The following is a 19,298-nucleotide window of genomic DNA, read 5'->3' as shown; positions in this document are numbered from 1 at the left end:
TATGAGCGGCGCAGAGCCCGGTCTGACCCATATCGATGCCTCCGGCGAGGCGCACATGGTCGATGTCTCCGACAAGGCCGAGACGGTGCGCATCGCCACCGCCGAGGGCCATGTGAAGATGGCGCCGCAAACGCTCGCGCTCATCCGCCAAGGCAATGCCAAGAAGGGCGATGTGATCGGCACCGCGCGCCTTGCCGGCATCATGGCGGCAAAACGCACCGCCGATCTCATCCCGCTCTGCCATCCGCTGATGCTGACGAAGGTCACGGTCGAGATCGAGGAGGATGCCGCCCTGCCCGGCCTGCGCGTCACGGCAACCGTCAAGCTGACCGGCAAGACCGGTGTGGAGATGGAGGCGCTGACCGCCGTCTCGATCGCTTGTCTGACGATCTACGACATGGCCAAGGCAGCCGACAAGACAATGGAGATCGGCGGCGTGAGGCTCCTTGAAAAGTCCGGCGGAAAATCCGGCGATTTCCGTCATCCGGAGGCAAGATGAACCTTCTGCCGGTCGCCGAAGCCCTGAACCGCCTGCTGTCTCGCGCAAAACCCGTCGCGGCATCCGAGACGCTGCCACTCGCAGAGGCGGAAGGCCGAGTCCTCGCTATTGCCCTCACGGCCGGCCTCACCCAGCCGCCCTTCAATGCCTCTGCCATGGATGGCTATGCGCTGCGCCGTGAAGACGCACCGGAGCCGGGCGCCGTGCTGAAGGTCATCGGCACGTCTGCCGCCGGCCACGGCTTCGAGGCAAGTGTTAACAAGGGCGAGGCCGTCCGCATCTTCACCGGCGCGCCTGTCCCGCCGGGCGCCGATAGCGTCCTGCTGCAGGAGGATGCGGAGAAGATCGAAGGCGGCATCCGAACCAATTTCCCCGTCCGGCAGGGCCAGCATATTCGTCCCCGCGGCCAGGATTTCGTCGAAGGCGAAGCTGTGCTGTCCGCCGGCACGGTGCTCGATTTCTCGCGGCTGACGGTCGCTGCCGGCATGAACCGACCTGAGGTCGAGATTTTCAGGCGTCCGCGGATCGCCATCCTTGCAACCGGCGACGAGTTGCTGCCGCCCGGAAGCACGCCCGGCCCGTCGCAGATCATCGCCTCCAATACGTTTGGTATTGCAGCCCTTGCCCGCAAAGCCGGCGCCGATGTGCTCGATCTTGGCATCGTGCCGGACGACAAGGTTAAAATCACCGCGGCGATCGACACGGCGCGGGACGCCAGGGTCGATGTCATCGTCACGCTCGGCGGCGCGTCGGTCGGCGACCATGATCTGGTGCAGGCGACGCTTGTTGAGGCCGGCATGCAGCTCGACTTCTGGCGCATCGCCATGCGCCCCGGCAAACCGCTGATGGTCGGCAGCTTCGGCGAGACGCATGTGCTCGGCCTGCCCGGCAATCCGGTCTCGAGCCTCGTCTGTTCGCTGCTGTTCCTGGAGCCGCTGATCCGCAAGCTCGCCTCCCTGCCGCCGGTGCGGCGCGAGGCAGTGATGGAGGCGGCCGTCACATTGCGCGCCAATGATCACCGGCAGGACTATATCAGGGCGAAACTTTCGAAGTCTGCTGCCGGAAGCTGGCTGGTCGACCCCTTCGGCAAGCAGGATTCCTCGATGATGAAGATCTTCGCCGAAGCCGACTGCCTCATCATCCGCCCGCCGCAGGCGCCGGAACTGCCGGCCGGAGCGCCCTGCCCGGTCATGCTGCTGCGGCCGGACCTTCTCGTTTAGCTGCATCTCCAACTGTTGCGGAGAGCGAAAAGACACCCGCCTGCACTGATCCGCCACTCGCGCCCGCACCGAAATCTGCAACCGCATGGGTCGCGCTTCGCCTGAGTTCTCTTTGCGGGAGATAGGCGCGCTCGGGATCGCCGATCAGCACCTCGATGCCGGCGGTCTGGCAACGCCGCAGGAAAGCCATCGCCCGCAAGGCAAGGGCGGGATGATAGAACAGGTCGCCGACGAGCAGGAGATCCGCCACGGGCGGTGGCCCATCGATGATATCTGCGGCAATGGCCGCAATGTTCACCCCGTTAATTTCCGCGTTAAGGCCCATCGCGGCGATGGCATTGGCATCGATATCGACCGCCGTCACTGCGGCTGCTCCGGCCTTTGCCGCCGCGATGGCGACGAGCCCGGAGCCGGCGCCGAGATCGAGGACGCGACGACCGGCGACCGTTTCCGGCCGGTCGAGCAGATGGCGGGCCAGCACCGCGCCGCCGGCCCAGGGATAGGCCCAGTAGGGCGCTGGATCTGTCTCTCCCCGGCCGGCAAGCCGCCAGAGCCCGCTCGCAGGTCCGGCCTGATGAAGCTGGATTTCGGGGATGGAGGTAACCGGCGATATCGGCAGATTGGCCTTGATGAAGGCGGTCGGATCGGGGTGCGGCTGGCGCGCGCGTTTCATCGTCGTCTGCTCCTGCCGGCGCTGAAGCTCAATAATTCTTCATGGCACGATGCGGCGCAGCCGCAAGGCTTCGTTGCAGAGCGTACTGAAGACCGGAACGCTGAGGATCGCCGTCTCCGCCATCACCTTTGCCTCCCCGAGAAATACGAGCCACAGCCCCGCGCCGGATCGGCGAAGGGCTGCTGGCGAAATCAGCCGGGCTTCTTCTTTGAAAATTTGTTCTTCGGCGCAGCGCCGCCCTTGCCCTCGGATCTCGGCCCGTCGAACTTGGCGCCTTCGAATTTCGGCTTGTCGTATTTGGGTTTGTCGGATTTCGGGCCGTCGAAACCGGGCTTGCCTGGTTTCTTGCTCCAGGGCTTGCTATCGCGTCTCTCCCCGCCGCTATTGTCGGCTGCCGCGTATCCGCCGCCTGGACCCTTGCCGAACTTGTTCTTCGGCCGCTCGCCACGGGAGGCATCATCCGGCCGCTCGTCACGCGATGGCTTGCCGGCATAAGGCTTCGGCGACGGCGCCCGGCTGAAATCCGGCGTGCCGGAAAGCCGGGTCACGCGGATGCCGCGTTCGAGCGCCTTGTTCGGCCCGATCGCCGCCTGGAAGCTTTCGGCACTTGCAGCCGCGATCTCCACGAAGGTTTCCTCGGGCTGCATCTTGATGGCGCCGATCTCCCGCTTCGTCACATTGCCGTTGCGGCAAAGCATCGGGATCAGCCAGCGCGGCTCGGCATTCTGCTTGCGCCCGACCGAGACGGAGAACCAGACGCTGGCGCCGAAATCTTCGCGCGGACCCTTCTGCGCCGGCTCGTAGGGCTCGGCATTGTCGCGGCGCTTGCGGCTGCGATCGTCCTGCACGGTGACCTCGATCAGATCCTCGGGCGCCGAATGATTGGTGCGGTAGAGACGCAAGAAGGCGGCGGCGAGCTTTTCGGCGCCGTGGCTGGAAAGAAGCTGCTGCACCAGCCCCTGTTCTTCTTCCTGCGGCGCTTCGCTGAAGATCGGATCGGCGAGCAGCCGCTCGTCGTCGCGTTCGTTCACCTCTTCGGCGGACGGCGGCCGCGCCCAGGCGGCCGAAATACCGGCATTTTCGAGCAGGCGCTCTGCCTTGCGGCGTGCATTCAGCGGCACGATCATGGCGCTGATGCCCTTGCGCCCGGCCCGGCCGGTGCGGCCGCTGCGGTGCAGCAGCGTTTCCGGATTGGTCGGCAGGTCGGCATGGATGACGAGATCGAGGCCCGGCAGGTCGATGCCGCGGGCGGCGACATCGGTCGCGATGCAGACGCGGGCGCGCCCGTCGCGCATCGCCTGCAGCGCATGGCTGCGCTCGTTCTGCGTCAGCTCGCCGGACAGCGCCACCACGGCGAAATTGCGGTTGTTGAACCGCGCCGTCAGATGATTGACGGCGGCGCGCGTCGAACAGAAGACGATGGCGTTGGTCGCCTCATAATAGCGCAGCACGTTGATAATAGCGTTCTCGCGGTCGCTCGGCGCCACCATCAGCGCGCGATATTCGATATCGACATGCTGCTTTTCCTCGGCCGCGGTGCTGATGCGCACAGCGTCGCGCTGGTAGCTCTTGGCCAGCTTGGCGATCGCCGCCGGCACGGTTGCCGAAAACATCAGCGTGCGACGCTCGTCCGGTGCCGAATCGAGAATGAATTCCAGGTCCTCGCGAAAACCGAGATCGAGCATCTCGTCGGCCTCGTCGAGCACGGCGGCCTTCAGTTCCGACATATCGAGCGCCCTGCGGCGGATATGGTCGCAGAGCCGGCCGGGCGTGCCGACGACGATATGGGCGCCGCGTTCGAGCGAGCGGCGCTCGCTGCGGATGTCCATGCCGCCGACGCAGCTTGATATCACCGCGCCGGTCATTTCGTAGAGCCATTCGAGCTCGCGCTTCACCTGCAGGGCAAGCTCGCGCGTCGGGGCGATGACGAGGGCGAGCGGGGCGCCGGCATTGCCGAAGCGTTCCCTGCCCTCAAGCAGCGTCGGCGCCAGCGCCAGCCCGAAGGCGACGGTCTTGCCGGAACCGGTCTGGGCCGAGACCAGCGCGTCGGAAGCGGCAAGCGCCGGATCGAGCATCGATTTCTGCACCGGGGTGAGTTCGGCGTAACCGCGCTTCTGCAACGCCTTGGCGATCGCCGGAACGACGCCGTTAAATTCTGTCATGAGTTCGATCTTTCGGAGCTGTCAGGCGCGAAATGCGCCATGGCCGGAGCCAGCCGGCGGGGTATTTGCGCCGTTCCTAGCCGCTCCCGCGGCGATTGTCAAAGTGTGCGGCTGCGCCACAGCCATGCGTCGATATGGCTTGCCCGGCCGCGCAGCGTTGTTTCCAACGGCCCCTCCATCCGTCCGGACTGCGCAAGCACGCTGTCGGAGCCCGCGGCGCGGACGATTTCGGCGCTCAGCGCCAGCTCGACGCCGTGGCGGGCGGCGACCTCCATCAGGCGGCTGCCGACATTGATGGTGTCGCCCGCCGCGGTGATCTGCTGCCGGTCGCCGGTGCCGAGACGCGAGGCGACGATCGGGCCGCAATGGGCGCCGACCTTGAAGCCGATCTTCTTCTGGGCAAAGCCGGCATGGGCGCCAAGCCAGGCCCGTGTGCGTTCGCAGAGGCCGACCGCGCAGGCAGCGGCCCGGGCGGCATCGTCATCGGCAGGCTCCGGCAGGCCGAACAGGATCATCGCCCCGTCGCCCATGAAGCTGGTGATGGCGCCGCCATGAGCGCGCGCCTCCTCGTCGATCAGCTCGAAGAAGCCGCTCAGCACTTCGCTCACCTTGACCGGTCCGAGGTTTTCGCTGAGACCGGTGAAGCCCGAGAGATCGATGAAGATGACGGCGGCGTTCTGGCGCACCGGCGCAGCCAGAAAATTCGGATCGCGCGCCAGCCACTCGCCGAGACCCGGCGCCTCGATGCGCTGCAGCAGCGCGCTCTGCTCGGCGAAATGGCGGGCGCGGCCGCGGTCGAGCCAGAGTTCGGCCGCGCCGAGGATCAGCGCCGGCGGCAGCGCGGCGGCGATCGGCAGCGCCGCACTCAGCCAGTAGCCATGCGCAAAGGCCGACAGATTGAGCATCGCCCAGACGACCAGCGTCAGTACGATGATGACATAACCTGCCGCACTGCGGCGCCAGGCGATCAGCGACACCAGCACGAGCGTCAGACCGATGGCGATGCCGGCATCGATCAGCCTGATCCTGCGGTCGCGCACCATGCCGTCGCCGGTGACGAGATGGGTGATCGCCGTCGACATCACCTCGACGCCGGGCATGACGGGATCGAACGGCGTCGGAAAGACGTCGCCGCCGCCGGTGACCGTCGAGCCGATGACGACGATGCGACCAGTGACCGCATCCGCCGACAGCTTGCCGTCAAGCGCATCGGCGGCGCTTGACGTGGCGATACTGCCGTGCCCGCCATAGAAGGTCACCGGCAGGCGCTGGCCGATATCGGTGGGAATGCGCAGCTTGCCGAGCATGATGGCATCGGGTTCGATGCTGGGATTGACACCGAGGGCCACCGATGCGGCGCGCAGCGGAAAGGCCGGATCCAGCCGGTCCGCGGCCCGCGAGATCAGCGGAATGAAGCGTGGTGTGCCGGTCTGATCGGTGGCGACATTGACGATGCCGACCGCGGCCGCCTCGGCAAAGCGGGGAAGCGGCAAGAGAAGCTGGCTCGCTTCGGGAATGGCGGCAAGCGGATCGTTCGCCGCATCGCTGACCTGCTGGCGGCTTTGCGCGAAGGTGGCGGCTGCGGCAATGACACTCGGCCCCTGGGCAAGGGCGGCAGCCAGCGCCGCATCGCCCGCCTCCGGCCCTGGATCGACCAACAGAATATCGAGTGCGAGGGCCTTCGGCTTCAGCGCGTTGATCGCGCCGACGAGCCGCGCAAGTGTGGCCCGATCCAGCGGATAGCCGTGGGCGGCGGCTGTGCGGTCGTCAATGGCGACGATCGAGACGACGGGAGGCGGTGTCTTTGCCCCGACGATGGCGCTGCGGATATCGGCAAGCGAAGCCTCCATCCGATCGAGAAGGCCGCTTCCGCCATTGAGATTGGCATAGCCGAGTGCCGCCGCCCAAAGACCGGCGACGAGCAGCGCGATCACAGTCTGCAGGCGATGGTTCATGGGACTTATTGGCCGAGACGGGCAAGAAGAGCGGCAACGCGGGGCGCCGGCCAGCGACGCACGACGAGCGGGCCGGTTCCATCAGAGACGTCGACGCCCTCGCCCGGCGACAGCACCACTTGCTCGCCGGCCGGTCGGCGGACCGCGACGCTGCCTCTGACGACCAGCACCGAGGTCTTGCCGCCGGCGACGTCGACCGCCCATTGGGTGCCGCGCACCGCGGCGATCGCCTGCGGCGTCACCACCTGGAAACCGCCCGCGTGCTGGCTGCTGTCGACATCGACGAGGATGGCCTTGCGCCGCAGCGATGCCGAATCGGGACTGCCGTCACGATTGCGGTCGGCAAGGCGGAAGGATGCGCCGGCCTCCGCCGTCACCTTGACGCCGCCCGGACAACTGAACACCTGGCGGCCACCGGCGTCGCGCGAAATCGTGCAGCCGGCAGACTGGGCAAAGGTTGCCCCTTCAGCAAACAGGCCGACCGCGAGTGCGCCGGCAAACAGGCAGCGAAGCGTGATATTCATGGAAAGCCCCCATGACCGTGCGGAGCGGCTCATTTCGAAAGCGCCCGCCAACCGTCTTCTTCCATGCCGGACATGATAGCCGAATTCGGATATTTCCCTAGGCAAAAAAGCAGGCCGGCCAATCGCAGGGGGCGTCTCAAGGACCGCTCCTTGTTTCGGGTGCCGGCCCGGCATAACGCGCCCGCGGCCGGATCAACTCTCCGCTCCCGATTTGCTCCATCGCATGTGCAAGCCAGCCGGCGGAACGGGCGAGCGAAAAAATAATGATCGGCGCCTCCCGCGGCAGATCGAAGGCGGTGGCCATTGCGGCAAGCGCGAAATCGACATTGACCTTTTCGCCGACCATCGCTTCGCCGGCGTCACGGAGGTTTGCAAATTCCGGCGGCAGGGGAAAATGCGAAAGCAGCGCCTGAGCCCTGATATCGCCATCGGGATAGAAAAGATGGCCGAAGGCTGAGAGGTGATTGCCCTGGACAAGCGAGCGGCGGATCGCCTGCTCCGCCCCGAGCGCTGAAGCTGCCTCGATCAGGGCGTCGACGCCCTGCCAGGCAGCACCATGCAGCGGCCCTGTCAGCGTCGCCAGACCGGAAAGCACGGCGGCCGAAAGGGCGGCACCCGCCGATGCCGTCACCCGTGCTGCAAAGGCCGAGGCATTCAGTTCGTGATCGGCAAGCAGCACCAGCGCGCGACGCAGGCAATCGGCGGCATCCGGCCGTTCCCAGCTTGCGGCCAGCCGCAGATGCAGCGGCGGCTCCGAAGGCCCCGGCGCCAGCGCATCGGCGACGGTGGAGAGAACGCCCTGCGCCTCGCGCCGCAGGGCCGCCTGCGAGCGGCCGAGCGACGGCAGATCTGCCGTCACCCGCTCCGCAAGCGCCACAAACGCAGCCTGAAGCGATGGCGGGGCATACCCGGATGCTGTGCTCGAGACGAGCGCTTCCGTACCATTCCAGAGCAGGGCTGCCGTCTGTTCCAGCGTCGCCACCTCGGCAAAATCGGCCGCGTCCCGTCCGCGATAGAAAAGCCGTCCATCAATGATGGTGGAGATCGCCGAAGACAGAACCGGATCGCCCCAGCGGATCGTCTCGGCGGCAACCGTTTCGGCTTTACGCTGACCGGCATGGCGTTCGGCAAGCCGCTTGACGTCTGCAGACTGGTAGAGGCTGCGGCGTGGGTCGGCGGGATCCGGCTTGGCGCGGATGCGCCCGCGGCTGACATTGGCGTAGAGCGTCTGCGGCTTGGTTTTCAGCGCTTGCAGCGCCTCCTCGGCAGTCAGCCACGACATCGAAGCCTCATATTGATCAATTGCATCAAGATTGACGTCAATGAGACTAGGTCGGATCATTCAAGCCGTAAAGGAGAAAACCACATGAAAAATGGCTTGGAAGACGTCATTGCCGCCGAAACGCAGCTCTCGGATGTCGATGGCGAAGCGGGTCGGCTGATCATCCGCGGCGTATCGCTGGATCATCTGGTCGCTGACGCCACCTATGAAGGCGTCGCCGCACTCTTGCTCGACGGGCTGATGGAACGAAGCTTCGCCGAAGCGCAATTGCGCGACTGGCTGGCGAAAGCGCGAACCGGGGTGTTCGACCATATCAAGGCTGCCGATGCCGCCTTGCTCGCTTTGCCTCCGGTCGACGCGATGCGGGCGCTGATTGCCCGGCTGCCCGACGGCGAGGATTTCGACACCGCGCTCCGCCTGCTGGCCGCGCCCGCAGTCTTCCTGCCGGCGATTCTCAGGCTTCAGCGTGGCGAAAAACCGATCGCGCCCGACGCCTCGCTGCCGCAGGCGGCCGATATCCTGCGCATGCTGACCGGAAAAATGCCGACCAGGGAGCAGACGGCCGCACTCGACGCCTACCTCGTGACGATATCCGACCACGGCCTCAACGCCTCGACCTTCGCATCGCGCGTCATCGCCTCGACGCAGGCCGGTCTCACCTCCTCGGTACTGGCGGCATTGAGCGCGCTGAAGGGACCGCTGCACGGCGGTGCGCCCGGTCCGGTGCTCGATATGCTGGACGCGATCGGAACAGCGGAGAATGCCGGGCCTTGGCTCGGCGCAGCGCTCGACCGCGGCGAAAGGCTGATGGGCTTCGGCCACCGCATCTACCGCGTCCGCGATCCCCGCGCCGATGCGCTGAAAGGCGCGCTGAAGCCGTTGATCGCGTCAGGACAGGTGGACAGCGCCCGCAGCGCCCTGGCCGAAGCCGTAGAAGCCGCGGCATTGGCGATCCTCAAGGCGCGCAAGCCGGACCGGCCGCTCGACGTCAATGTCGAATTCTATACGGCGCTGCTGCTCGAAACGCTCGGCTTCCCGCGCCAGGCCTTCACCGGCGTCTTTGCGATCGGCCGCACCGTCGGATGGCTGGCGCATGCGCGCGAACAGGCGCTCGACGGCCGGCTGATTCGCCCGCGCTCGGTCTATATCGGCCCGTTGCCGGCTGCTGCTTGAAGGTTGATCCGGCAGAGCATCCGGATCCAATCCAGATCGCGCCTAACCGCGCGATCTGGTGCCGCACTCGTCAAACGAGGCGGCTCTGTTCCGTCGCCGCTTCGATGAAGCTGGCAAACAGCGGATGCGGGTCGAGCGGCCGGCTCTTCAGTTCGGGGTGGTACTGCACACCGATGAACCAGGGATGGTCGGGATATTCGATCGTCTCCGGCAACACGCCATCCGGCGACATGCCGGAGAAGACGAGGCCGCAGCTCTCGAGCCGGTCCTTGTAGTCGACATTGACCTCGTAGCGGTGGCGGTGACGCTCGGAAATATCGGTTGAGCCGTAGATCTCCGAGATCTTCGTGCCCTTCTTCAGCGCCGCCTTGTAAGCGCCGAGGCGCATCGTGCCGCCGAGATCGCCGGCTGCCGTGCGCTTCTGCAACTCGTTGCCCTTGATCCATTCGGTCATCAGACCGACCACCGGCTCCTTGGTCGGGCCGAATTCGGTCGAGGAGGCGCCGGACACATCTGCCAAGTTGCGGGCAGCCTCGATGACGGCCATCTGCATGCCGAAGCAGATGCCGAAATACGGCACCTTGCGTTCGCGGGCGAAGCGGGCTGCGAGGATCTTGCCTTCCGAACCGCGTTCGCCGAAGCCGCCGGGCACGAGGATGCCGTGCACCTTTTCGAGATAGGGAGCCGGATCTTCCTTTTCGAAGACCTCGGACTCGATCCATTCGAGCTTGACCCTGACGCGATTGGCGATGCCGCCGTGGTGCAGCGCCTCGATCAGCGATTTATAGGCATCCTTGAGGCCGGTATATTTGCCGACGATCGCGATCGTCACCTCGCCTTCCGGCGTGCGGATGCGGTTGCAGACCTCTTCCCACGGGTCGAGACGCGGCTTCGGCGCCGGCTCGATGCCGAAGGCGGCAAGCACTTCGTCATCAAGGCCTTCCTTATGGTAGGCGATCGGCACGTCGTAGATGTTGGCGACATCGAGCGCCTGGATGACGGCGGACGGGCGCACGTTGCAGAACAGCGACAGCTTGCGGCGCTCGGCCTCCGGAATTTCGCGGTCGGCGCGCACCAGCAGGATATCGGGATGAATGCCGAGCGCCTGCAGTTCCTTGACCGAATGCTGGGTCGGCTTGGTCTTCAGCTCGCCGGCCGCCGGAATATAGGGCATCAGCGTCAGGTGGACGTAGACGGCGGTGCCACGCGGCAGATCGTTGCCGAGCTGGCGGATCGCCTCCATGAACGGCATCGCCTCGATGTCGCCAACCGTGCCGCCGATCTCGCAGATGACGAAGTCGTAATCGTCATTGCCCTCGATAACGAAATCCTTGATCTCGTTGGTAACGTGCGGGATGACCTGCACCGTCGCGCCGAGATAGTCGCCGCGCCGTTCCTTGTCGATGATGTTCTTGTAGATCCGGCCGGTGGTGATGTTGTCGGTCTTGGTCGCCGAACGCCCCGTGAAGCGTTCGTAATGACCGAGATCGAGATCGGTTTCCGCGCCGTCGTCGGTGACGAAGACCTCGCCGTGCTGGGTCGGGCTCATCGTGCCCGGGTCCACGTTCAGATAGGGGTCGAGCTTGCGAAGCCGGACCCGATATCCACGGGCCTGCAGCAACGCTCCGAGAGCCGCGGCCGCAATTCCTTTTCCGAGAGAGGAAACCACGCCGCCAGTGATGAATACGTATCGCGCCATGGGATTCACCGGATACCTTTTCAAAAACGATTCCACCAGCCCCAAAAATTCTTTTCCGGAACTTTCGGCGCGTGGCGCAGGAATCTGAACAAAAGAAAACCGGCAGACCCTGGGGCCTGCCGGCGGTTTATGTCGAAGCCCGGTTTATTGTCCCGTCGGGACGCCGGAAGGCTGAGCCGGCGCCGGCGTGGCCGGAGCTGCTGGCGCAGTCGTCGCCGGAGCGGTCGCTGCCGGTGCGGTGGCAGCAGGAGCCTGAGTTGCCGGAGAAGTCGTTGCTGGCGCAGTCGTTGCCGGCGCCTGAGCGGCAGGAGCCTGCGGTGCGGGCGTCGCCGCCCCGCTGCTCGGAACGCCGTTGCCGGCCGGCTGGGCTGCCGGAGCCTGCGCGCCGCCGCCGAGCGAATCGAGAATGCCGTTGCCCTGGCCGCCTGTTGCCGGAATGCGGTCGAGAATGTCGCTCGGGCGGCCTTCGTAACGCGTCAGAATGCCGAGGCCGAGTGAGGTCAGGAAGAACAGGGTCGCAAGGATCGCGGTCGTACGCGTCAGCGCATTGGCCGTGCCGCGGGCCGACATGAAGCCCGAACCGCCGCCGATGCCGAGGCCGCCGCCTTCCGAACGCTGGATGAGCACGACGCCGACGAGGGCGAGCACGATCATGAGATGAATGACAATCAATACGGTCTGCATGGGTCCAGTCCTGCCCGCCTGGAGACGGACAAAGTTAAGAATTCTGGCGGCTCTTTACATGAGGCTTTCATCTATTCCAAGCCCTTCGGCCCGGAATAAACTGCGAATGAACAATGCCTCAGGCGAGCAGCGCCTCATAGGCCCGGTAAATGGCGAGGAAGTCGGAGGCTTTCAAGCTCGCCCCGCCGATCAGCGCACCGTCGACATTGGCAATGCCCATCAGCTCACCGGCATTAGCTGGCTTGACCGAGCCGCCATAGAGAAGACGCATCTTGCGGCCTTCATCACCGAAGCGGGCCACGAGCTCGGCACGCATGAAGGCATGCGCCTTTTCGACATCGCCGGATGTCGGCGTCACACCGGTGCCGATCGCCCAGATCGGCTCATAGGCGATGACGGTGTTCTCGGCGGTCGCACTGTCCGGAACCGAGGCGGAAAGCTGGCGCTTGATGACGTCGAGGGCCTGCCCGGCGCGGCGTTCGTCCGCCGTCTCGCCGATGCAGATGATCGCCGTCAGTTCGGCGGCAAAAGCTGCCTCCGCCTTGGCGCGCACCAGATGATCCGTCTCGGCGTGGTCGGTGCGCCGCTCGGAATGGCCGACGATGACATAAGTGCCGAAAGCATCGGCGATCATTTCGGCAGAGATGTCGCCGGTATGTGCGCCGGACGCCTTCTGATGGCAATCCTGCGCGCCGATCGCAAGCGGGCTGTCCGTGCAGAGCGCCGTCGCCACGTAGAGCAGCGTCGTCGGCGGGCAGATTAGCGCCTCGACCTTGTCGGCAAGCGGCGGGCGAACGCCCTCGGCAATCGCCTTGATCTGATCCAGGGAGGCACGCGTGCCGTTCATTTTCCAATTTCCCGCCACGAGCGGTCGCACGTCAGGTGTCATGCCGGCCTTCCCCAAATCTGTCTATGCCTGGGGCAATATCAAAAGCTTGCGGCAAAGAAAAGCATCATGCCCCTGACGTAACGGGAATCGCGGCGATCGCGCGCATATTTCTGCCGAAAAACGACGACCAGCATGCTTCAGCCGGCGAGAATCCAGTTCAATACTCTGCGCCAGTCGATCATCCGGATCGGCGTCCCATGATTTCCCGTCTGAAACAGCGTGAAGCGCGTCGGGTATTTTGCCTTGTGCAGGCTTTCGAACAGCGCCTGCTGATCGCTCGCGGCATAGACCGGGTCACGGCTGCCATGGGCGAACCAGAGCGGCAGCTTTGCCTTGTAGAAGGCGCTCCTGGTGAAATCGGGATCGGTGACGCCGCTCATGACAAGCATGCCCTTCAGCCGCTTGACGCTGTCACCGTCGCGCGCAATGCCCCAGCAGATCTGGCTGCCCATCGAGGCGCAGGAAAGGATGATCGGCCGGCCCGGCGATTGGGCGCTGGCATAACGGATGAGGCCGGTGATCGCGGCAACGCCGTTGCTGTCGAAACTCCTGACCGTCGGCGAATAATAGACGCCGCCATTGCCGGCGACCAGGTTCTTCAGCCGGTTGAAATTGCCGCCGAAACTGTAGTCGTTGGCCCCGAGCCGCCGGTCTCCGTCGCGGCCATGGATGAAAATCACCGTGAAGGCGGCATTCTGAACCGGTCCCACCCTGGTGACATCGAGGCTGACGCCGTCGAGCGATAGCGTTTCGTCAGCCTGGGTCTTGCGGATGCCGAGCGCCACATATTTCTGCTGCACCCGCTTTTGCGGGATCTGGTCGCGGCCGTTGATATCGCGCATCTCATCATAGCCGATGACCTCGAGGGCGCCGTCATCACCCGTCTGCAAGATGGCCTGCTTCGAAAACAGATCGTCTTTGAAAGGCGGCAGCGTATCGGCCGCCCGCGCCGGGCCGACAGCAGACAGGAGGGCTGCGGACAAGAAAAACGCCGCAATTGCGGTGATGATGGTGCAATGACTTGTGGACATTCGCATTCGGATGGTTCCTGAGGCCTGCCGCCGCTTGCCATTCGGCGCCCGGCAACGCAAATCATTTGGGAAAAGCCCGCCAAGTCAGGCGGTGTCGCGTATAGAGGTGCTTTCTGGCAAAATCTGCCTGATTCGCAAACGTGGCATGAAATGCGGTGATTTTGGGTCGGCGGCGGATACCTGCCCAAACCAGACCCAAGACAGGATGAAGATCTGAACGGCCCCATGGACGATAGCAACGACCTCTTTTCCGGAATGCCCCTCTCTGAAAAACGCGAGGAGGCGCAGAAGCCTGTCGCTGCGGCCGAGCGGCCGCCGGTGACGGCTGCGCCCACAGCCGCTGCAGCCCCCTCTGCTGCCGGGGCGTCAGCGCGCCCGGCGCCTGCCGCTTCGAACTCGGATGAGTACGGTGCCTCGTCGATCCGCGTCCTCGAAGGCCTTGAGCCGGTGCGCATGCGCCCGGGCATGTATATCGGCGGCACCGATGAAAAGGCGTTGCATCACCTCTTTGCCGAAGTCATCGACAATGCGATGGACGAGGCGGTTGCCGGCCATGCCAATTTCATCGAGGTCTATCTTGACCTTGAGGGTTATCTCACCGTCTCCGATAACGGCCGCGGCATCCCCGTCGAAAACCATCCGCAGGTGCCGGGCAAGTCGACGCTCGAAGTCATCATGACCAAGCTGCATGCCGGCGGCAAATTCGACGGCAAGGCCTACGAGACCTCGGGCGGCCTGCACGGCGTCGGCGTCTCGGTCGTCAATGCGCTTTCCGACGACCTCGAGGTCGAAGTGGCGCGCAACCGCAAGCTCTACCGCCAGCGCTTCTCCCGCGGCCTGCCGCAGGGCGGCCTCGAGGAGCTGGGCGACGTCCACAATCGCCGCGGCACCCGCGTGCGCTTCCATCCTGACCCCCAGATCTTCGGGGATCACATGAAGTTCGATGCCGCCCGCGTCTTCCGCATGGCGCGCTCGAAGGCCTATCTCTTCGGCGGCGTCGAGATCCGCTGGAGCTGCGAAGCGGGCGTTCTGCCCGAAGGCTCCGAAGTGCCGGACAAGGCCGTCTTCCACTTCCCCGGCGGCCTGAAGGATTATCTCCAGGCGACGATGGGCAAGGAGTTCACCGTCACCCGCGAGATCTTCGCCGGCAAGACCGAGAAGACGAGCGGCCACGGCTCGATGGAATGGGCGATCACCTGGTATGGCGGCGATCCGCAGGTGCATTCCTATTGCAACACCATCCCGACCCCCGAAGGCGGCACGCATGAGGCCGGCCTGCGCATCGCGCTGACCAAGGGCCTCAAGGCCTATGCCGAGCTGACGCAGAACAAGCGCGCCGCGCAGATCACCACCGACGACGTGATGATCTCGGCGGTCGGTATGCTGTCGGTCTTCATCCGCGAGCCGGAATTCGTCGGCCAGACCAAGGACAAGCTGGCAACCGTCGAAGCCCAGCGCATCGTCGAGAATGCGCTGCGCGATCCCTTCGACCATTACCTTGCCGACAATCCGAACGAGTCGGCCAAGCTGCTGGACTGGGTGATCGAGCGCGCCGAGGAGCGCCTGCGCCGCCGCAAGGAAAAGGAAGTCAACCGCAAGACGGCGGTGCGCAAATTACGCCTGCCCGGCAAGCTCGCCGACTGCTCGCAGAACACCGCCGAGGGTGCCGAACTCTTCATCGTCGAGGGCGATTCGGCAGGCGGCTCGGCCAAGCAGGCGCGCAACCGCGCCAACCAGGCCATTCTGCCGTTGCGCGGCAAGATCCTCAACGTTGCCAGCGCCGGCCGCGAAAAACTCGGCGCCAACCAGCAGCTCGCCGATCTCATCCAGGCGCTCGGCTGCGGCACACGCTCGAAATACCGCGACGAGGACCTGCGCTATGAGCGCATCATCGTCATGACCGATGCCGACGTCGACGGCGCCCACATCGCCTCGCTGCTCATCACCTTCTTCTATCAAGAGATGCCAGAGCTGGTGCGCGGCGGCCATCTCTTCCTCGCCGTGCCGCCGCTCTACAAGATTACTCAAGGGTCGAAATCCGCCTATGCCCGCGACGACAATCATCGCGCCGAGCTGATGCAGACGGAGTTCAAGGGCAAGGCCAAGGTCGAGATCAGCCGCTTCAAAGGTCTCGGCGAGATGATGCCCGCCCAGCTCAAGGAAACCACCATGGATCCGTCCAAGCGCACCCTGCTCAAGGTGCTGATCGACGAGGTGGATTTCGAAGGCACCCGCAGCGCCGTCGACGATTTGATGGGCACCAAACCGGAAGCCCGCTTCCGCTTCATCCAGGAGCGTGCGGCCTTTGCGGAGAACCTCGATATCTAAAAAAACGCGCTCCGAACGGTCGGATAGACAGGGTTCGGCGCGGCCCGCATTTTAGCATCTTCGATTTCACGGAACTGACGAAGAACCGTAACAACTCCGTCAAACAATCGGCGCATGAAGCGGTTGGCGCGCCTTCTCCTTGAGGGAGCGGCGGCGCCGGTTCGGAACCGTTTTCAACCCCTTGCCGGATATTTGTCATGACCAAGCGTTTTCTCGTGACTGCCGCGTTCGTTCTCCTGTCCAGCACCGTCACCGCTAAAGCCACCGAGATCGGCGCCACCTTCGAGACCGCCTGCCCTTTCGGCGATTGCGCCGCCGGCATTTCGCTCTCTTACCTCGGTGAATTCGTTATCCCCACCGGCCACATGGAAAACGGCGTCGAGTTCGGCGGCATATCAGGCCTCGATTTCGATGCCGCCACCGGCCACTATATCGCGATCAGCGACGATCGCTCGGACAAGGCGCCGGCCCGCTTCTACGAGCTCGACATCGATGTCGATGCCTCGGGTCTCAAGGGCGTTTCGATCGTCAGGCAGGTCACGCTGAAGGACAAAAACGGTGAGCCTTTCGCCGCAAAAACGGTCGATCCGGAATCGATCCGCCTCGGCAAGGACGGCATCTACTGGGGCAGCGAAGGCGACGCCAAGGTGTTGCTGCCGCCCTTCATCCGCGTCGCTTCGCCGGATGGTTCCTTCATCCGTGAATTCAAGCTGCCGGAAGGCTTTGCGCCCACCGCCGACAAGTCGACCGGCATCCGCGACAATCTGGCCTTCGAGGACCTCGCCGTCGCGCCCTCGGGTGATGTTTTCGTCGGCGTCGAAGCCGCCCTCTATCAGGATGGTCCGAAGCCGTCGCTGACGACGGGCAGCCTGTCGCGCATCATCCGTTATGACGGCGCAACCGGCGAGCCGAAGGCCCAATATGTCTACCCGGTCTCGCCGATCCCGCAGGCCGCCGCCAAAGCCGACGGCGGCAACGACAACGGCATGTCGGAAATGTCAGCCCTCGACGATCACCGCCTGCTCGCCGTCGAGCGCAGCTACGCCGAAGGCTTCGGCAATAACGTCAAGATCATGATGATGGATCTCGCAGATGCGACCGACATATCCGCCATCGCCTCACTCGCCAAGAACGACCAGCGCGTCGTCCCCGCCCGCAAGAGCCAGATCCTCGATGTGAGAGCGATCAGCCTCGTCCCCGACAATATCGAGGCCATGTCGCTCGGCAAGGCCAAGGACGGCAGCGACGTTCTCATCCTTGGCTCCGACAACAACTTCTCGCCCGTTCAGAAGACGCAGTTCTACGCCTTCAAGATTCTCAGCCGTCCGCAATCGTAAGATGCTGCATCTGACGGTCGAATAGCGACGCTTTGTATACGCTTTCGGGCTACGCACCTTGAAACCGCGGGGGTGATGGCCCATAACCAGAGTACAAGAAAAAGAAGAGGCGCGCGTGGGTGTATTCGACCGTCAGAAAAGCAATCATGAACCGCGATGGCTCGGATCGTCGGCGCAAACGCGCACGCCGCTGATTCCCTCCATCTCGGCGGCGCGCTGGCTGCTGGTCCTGATTGTCGCGGCCGGCGTCTATTTCTTCTACGGCTTCCTCGTGCCGGTGCTCGCAGCCCTCGTCATCGGCTTTGCCAGCTGGCCGCTCTACCGCAAGCTTCTTGCCCGCGTCGGCGGCAATACGACGATCGCCGCGACCATCGCCATCCTCATGATCATCACCTTCCTGGTCATCCCGATCGGGCTTGCGGTCACCTATACGACGGGCGAAGTGCGCAACTGGGTTGCCTGGGCAATCCACGCCAACCGCGCCGGCGCCCCGACACCCGACTGGATCGTCGCCCTGCCTTGGGCAGGCGCCTATCTCGATGAAGTCTGGACAAAATATATCGGCAGCCCCGGCGCTCTCGGCGAGGTCATCCAGGCGGTCAGCGGCGCCAATATCGGCAATATCTACCGTGCCGTGCTTGCGGCCGGCGGTGGCGCCTTCCACCTGCTGCTGACGCTTCTCTTCATGCTGATCGCGCTGTTCTTCGTCTATCGCGACGGCTTCTCCTTCTCCAAGCAGATCGACATGCTGGGCGAGCGCATCCTGCCGAACCGCTGGGAGCGTATTTCCCGGGTCGTGCCGGCGACGATCAGCTCCACCGTCATGGGCATGACGCTGATCGCCATCGGCGAAGGCATCGTGCTCGGGGTCGCCTACTGGATCGCCGGCGTACCCTCGCCTGTCACGCTCGGCGTGCTCACAGGCGTGATGGCGCTGATCCCGGGCGGCGCGCCGCTTTCCTTCACGCTGGTCTCGGTTTATCTGCTGGCCAGCGGCTCGCATGTCGCCGGCATCGGTCTTTTCGTCTGGGGTACGGTCGAACTCTTCATCGTCGACAAGACGCTGCGGCCGAAGCTCGTCGGCGGGCCGATCAAGCTGCCCTTCCTGCCGACCTTTTTCGGCCTCGTCGGCGGTGTCAAGACGATGGGTTTCCTCGGCCTCTTCATCGGCCCGGTGCTGATGGCGCTGATCGTCGCCATCTGGCGCGAATGGGTCCACGAAGCCCGCAACGCCGACAAGAGCGAGACGGGACCGCAGGTACTTATCGACGAACTGGCACCGCCGACCGTCCCCGGACCACCGAAAACGATCCCGCGCGTTGCCGAAGGCTGAACCGGCCGTCGCGGATCGTCACACGAGCCGCTTTTCCATGAACAGGCTGAGCGGGTCCGGCAGATAAGCGCCGAACGGCTCGATGTCCTGGTAACCGTATTTGCGGTAGAGAGCGATCGCTTCGGGCTGGTAGATGCCGGTTTCGAGCCGGATCGCCGTCAGCCGCTTTTCCCCTGCGATTGCTTCGAGCGTATTCATCAGGCCGCTGGCGATCCTCAGCCCCCTCGCCTCGGGATCGACGAACATCCGCTTGATCTCCGCCGTGCCGTCGCCGGCCTCGACCAGCGCGCAGCAGCCGACGATCGCGCCGTCGTTACGCGCAACCAGGAAGCTCACCGAAGGTTTCTCCAGCGTGGAGAGGTCGACCAGATGGTTGCTTTCCGCGGGATAGAGCGACCCTGCATAGGCGTCGGAAAGATCGAGAAGGCGGATGACGCCGTCCTGGCGCGGCGGCTCCTGGGCGATGATGACGGACATGATGTTTCCCAATGCTTGCGAAAGGCGCGATT

At 64.6% G+C, this 19,298-nt stretch carries 16 protein-coding genes and 1 pseudogene; 6 read left to right on the top strand and 11 right to left on the bottom strand.

All coding sequences use genetic code 11. The features are described 5' to 3' along the window. The first annotated feature begins 1 nt into the window (after position 1). Together moaC and glp are read left to right on the top strand one after the other, a co-directional pair. On the top strand, positions 2–499 hold the full coding sequence (gene moaC / locus CO667_RS18245) for a cyclic pyranopterin monophosphate synthase MoaC (RefSeq protein WP_097619703.1): 498 nt from the start codon (positions 2–4) through the stop codon (positions 497–499). After that, complete coding sequence (gene glp / locus CO667_RS18240; RefSeq protein ID WP_097619702.1) at positions 496–1,719, top strand: gephyrin-like molybdotransferase Glp; 1,224 nt, start codon at positions 496–498, stop codon at positions 1,717–1,719. The genes moaC and glp overlap by 4 nt, the downstream gene beginning before the upstream one ends. On the opposite strand, the gene CO667_RS18235 is transcribed toward glp, so the two are convergent. The 6 genes and pseudogenes from CO667_RS18235 to CO667_RS18215 form a co-directional block, all read right to left on the bottom strand. After that, positions 1,688–2,392 carry a 50S ribosomal protein L11 methyltransferase gene (locus CO667_RS18235; RefSeq protein ID WP_097619701.1) on the bottom strand — a complete coding sequence of 235 codons (705 nt, stop codon included), beginning with the start codon at positions 2,390–2,392 and terminating at the stop codon, positions 1,688–1,690. The two genes, glp and CO667_RS18235, sit on opposite strands and share 32 nt — an antisense overlap. A gap of 45 nt (positions 2,393–2,437) precedes the next feature. Next, positions 2,438–2,518, bottom strand: a pseudogene (locus CO667_RS36370) (GNAT family N-acetyltransferase); the annotation flags it as partial. Positions 2,519–2,583: 65 nt separating this feature from the next. After that, positions 2,584–4,554: a DEAD/DEAH box helicase gene (locus CO667_RS18230; RefSeq protein ID WP_097619700.1), complete on the bottom strand. Its 1,971-nt coding sequence runs from the start codon at positions 4,552–4,554 to the stop codon at positions 2,584–2,586. Between the two features lie 98 nt (positions 4,555–4,652). Continuing rightward, positions 4,653–6,509, bottom strand: coding sequence for an adenylate/guanylate cyclase domain-containing protein (locus CO667_RS18225; protein WP_097619699.1), 1,857 nt, complete (start codon positions 6,507–6,509; stop codon positions 4,653–4,655). 5 nt (positions 6,510–6,514) lie between these two features. Beyond that, positions 6,515–7,033 (bottom strand): FecR domain-containing protein, encoded by a 519-nt coding sequence (locus tag CO667_RS18220; protein WP_097619828.1) that lies wholly within the window; start codon positions 7,031–7,033, stop codon positions 6,515–6,517. 136 nt (positions 7,034–7,169) lie between these two features. Continuing rightward, positions 7,170–8,315 carry a citrate synthase gene (locus tag CO667_RS18215; protein WP_179874178.1) on the bottom strand — a complete coding sequence of 382 codons (1,146 nt, stop codon included), beginning with the start codon at positions 8,313–8,315 and terminating at the stop codon, positions 7,170–7,172. An 84-nt stretch (positions 8,316–8,399) separates the two neighbouring features. Here CO667_RS18215 and CO667_RS18210 point away from each other — a divergent pair, with 84 nt between their 5' ends. Then, on the top strand, positions 8,400–9,488 hold the full coding sequence (locus CO667_RS18210; protein ID WP_097619697.1) for a citrate synthase/methylcitrate synthase: 1,089 nt from the start codon (positions 8,400–8,402) through the stop codon (positions 9,486–9,488). Between the two features lie 70 nt (positions 9,489–9,558). Here the strand turns inward: CO667_RS18210 and CO667_RS18205 are convergent, their stop codons facing one another. The 4 genes from CO667_RS18205 to CO667_RS18190 form a co-directional block, all read right to left on the bottom strand. After that, positions 9,559–11,187, bottom strand: a complete 1,629-nt coding sequence (locus CO667_RS18205; RefSeq protein WP_097619827.1) for a CTP synthase — start codon at positions 11,185–11,187, stop codon at positions 9,559–9,561. Between the two features lie 144 nt (positions 11,188–11,331). Next, positions 11,332–11,871, bottom strand: coding sequence for a preprotein translocase subunit SecG (gene secG, locus CO667_RS18200; protein ID WP_097619696.1), 540 nt, complete (start codon positions 11,869–11,871; stop codon positions 11,332–11,334). A 118-nt stretch (positions 11,872–11,989) separates the two neighbouring features. Further along, entirely contained in the window at positions 11,990–12,760 is a 771-nt protein-coding gene (gene tpiA, locus CO667_RS18195) for a triose-phosphate isomerase (protein ID WP_097612710.1), read from the bottom strand. Positions 12,761–12,897: 137 nt separating this feature from the next. After that, positions 12,898–13,797: a phospholipase gene (locus CO667_RS18190; protein ID WP_097619695.1), complete on the bottom strand. Its 900-nt coding sequence runs from the start codon at positions 13,795–13,797 to the stop codon at positions 12,898–12,900. A 219-nt stretch (positions 13,798–14,016) separates the two neighbouring features. Here CO667_RS18190 and parE point away from each other — a divergent pair, with 219 nt between their 5' ends. The 3 genes from parE (at position 14,017) to CO667_RS18175 (ending at position 18,789) form a co-directional block, all read left to right on the top strand. Continuing rightward, positions 14,017–16,119, top strand: coding sequence for a DNA topoisomerase IV subunit B (gene parE / locus CO667_RS18185; protein WP_097619694.1), 2,103 nt, complete (start codon positions 14,017–14,019; stop codon positions 16,117–16,119). A 197-nt stretch (positions 16,120–16,316) separates the two neighbouring features. Further along, the gene (locus CO667_RS18180) at positions 16,317–17,456 is read left to right on the top strand and encodes an esterase-like activity of phytase family protein (RefSeq protein WP_097619693.1); all 1,140 of its coding nucleotides are present in this window, start codon (positions 16,317–16,319) and stop codon (positions 17,454–17,456) included. A 115-nt stretch (positions 17,457–17,571) separates the two neighbouring features. Next, positions 17,572–18,789, top strand: coding sequence for an AI-2E family transporter (locus CO667_RS18175; RefSeq protein ID WP_097619692.1), 1,218 nt, complete (start codon positions 17,572–17,574; stop codon positions 18,787–18,789). Positions 18,790–18,807: 18 nt separating this feature from the next. On the opposite strand, the gene CO667_RS18170 is transcribed toward CO667_RS18175, so the two are convergent. Beyond that, positions 18,808–19,266 carry a GNAT family N-acetyltransferase gene (locus CO667_RS18170; RefSeq protein WP_097619691.1) on the bottom strand — a complete coding sequence of 153 codons (459 nt, stop codon included), beginning with the start codon at positions 19,264–19,266 and terminating at the stop codon, positions 18,808–18,810. Positions 19,267–19,298 lie beyond the last annotated feature (32 nt).

This window comes from Rhizobium sp. L43 (genome assembly GCF_002531725.1).
GTDB lineage: Bacteria > Pseudomonadota > Alphaproteobacteria > Rhizobiales > Rhizobiaceae > Rhizobium.
This window is presented reverse-complemented; position numbering and strand designations above follow the sequence as displayed.

Coding starts and splice junctions, on each gene's coding strand:
- secG (WP_097619696.1), bottom strand. CDS start 11,871: ATGCAGACCGTATTGATTGTCATTCATCTCATGATCGTGCTCGCCCTC.
- glp (WP_097619702.1), top strand. CDS start 496: ATGAACCTTCTGCCGGTCGCCGAAGCCCTGAACCGCCTGCTGTCTCGC.
- tpiA (WP_097612710.1), bottom strand. CDS start 12,760: ATGACACCTGACGTGCGACCGCTCGTGGCGGGAAATTGGAAAATGAAC.
- parE (WP_097619694.1), top strand. CDS start 14,017: ATGGACGATAGCAACGACCTCTTTTCCGGAATGCCCCTCTCTGAAAAA.
- CO667_RS18205 (WP_097619827.1), bottom strand. CDS start 11,187: ATGGCGCGATACGTATTCATCACTGGCGGCGTGGTTTCCTCTCTCGGA.
- CO667_RS18180 (WP_097619693.1), top strand. CDS start 16,317: ATGACCAAGCGTTTTCTCGTGACTGCCGCGTTCGTTCTCCTGTCCAGC.
- CO667_RS18230 (WP_097619700.1), bottom strand. CDS start 4,554: ATGACAGAATTTAACGGCGTCGTTCCGGCGATCGCCAAGGCGTTGCAG.
- CO667_RS18190 (WP_097619695.1), bottom strand. CDS start 13,797: ATGCGAATGTCCACAAGTCATTGCACCATCATCACCGCAATTGCGGCG.
- CO667_RS18210 (WP_097619697.1), top strand. CDS start 8,400: ATGAAAAATGGCTTGGAAGACGTCATTGCCGCCGAAACGCAGCTCTCG.
- CO667_RS18215 (WP_179874178.1), bottom strand. CDS start 8,315: ATGTCGTGGCTGACTGCCGAGGAGGCGCTGCAAGCGCTGAAAACCAAG.
- CO667_RS18220 (WP_097619828.1), bottom strand. CDS start 7,033: ATGAATATCACGCTTCGCTGCCTGTTTGCCGGCGCACTCGCGGTCGGC.
- CO667_RS18225 (WP_097619699.1), bottom strand. CDS start 6,509: ATGAACCATCGCCTGCAGACTGTGATCGCGCTGCTCGTCGCCGGTCTT.
- CO667_RS18235 (WP_097619701.1), bottom strand. CDS start 2,392: ATGAAACGCGCGCGCCAGCCGCACCCCGATCCGACCGCCTTCATCAAG.
- CO667_RS18170 (WP_097619691.1), bottom strand. CDS start 19,266: ATGTCCGTCATCATCGCCCAGGAGCCGCCGCGCCAGGACGGCGTCATC.
- moaC (WP_097619703.1), top strand. CDS start 2: ATGAGCGGCGCAGAGCCCGGTCTGACCCATATCGATGCCTCCGGCGAG.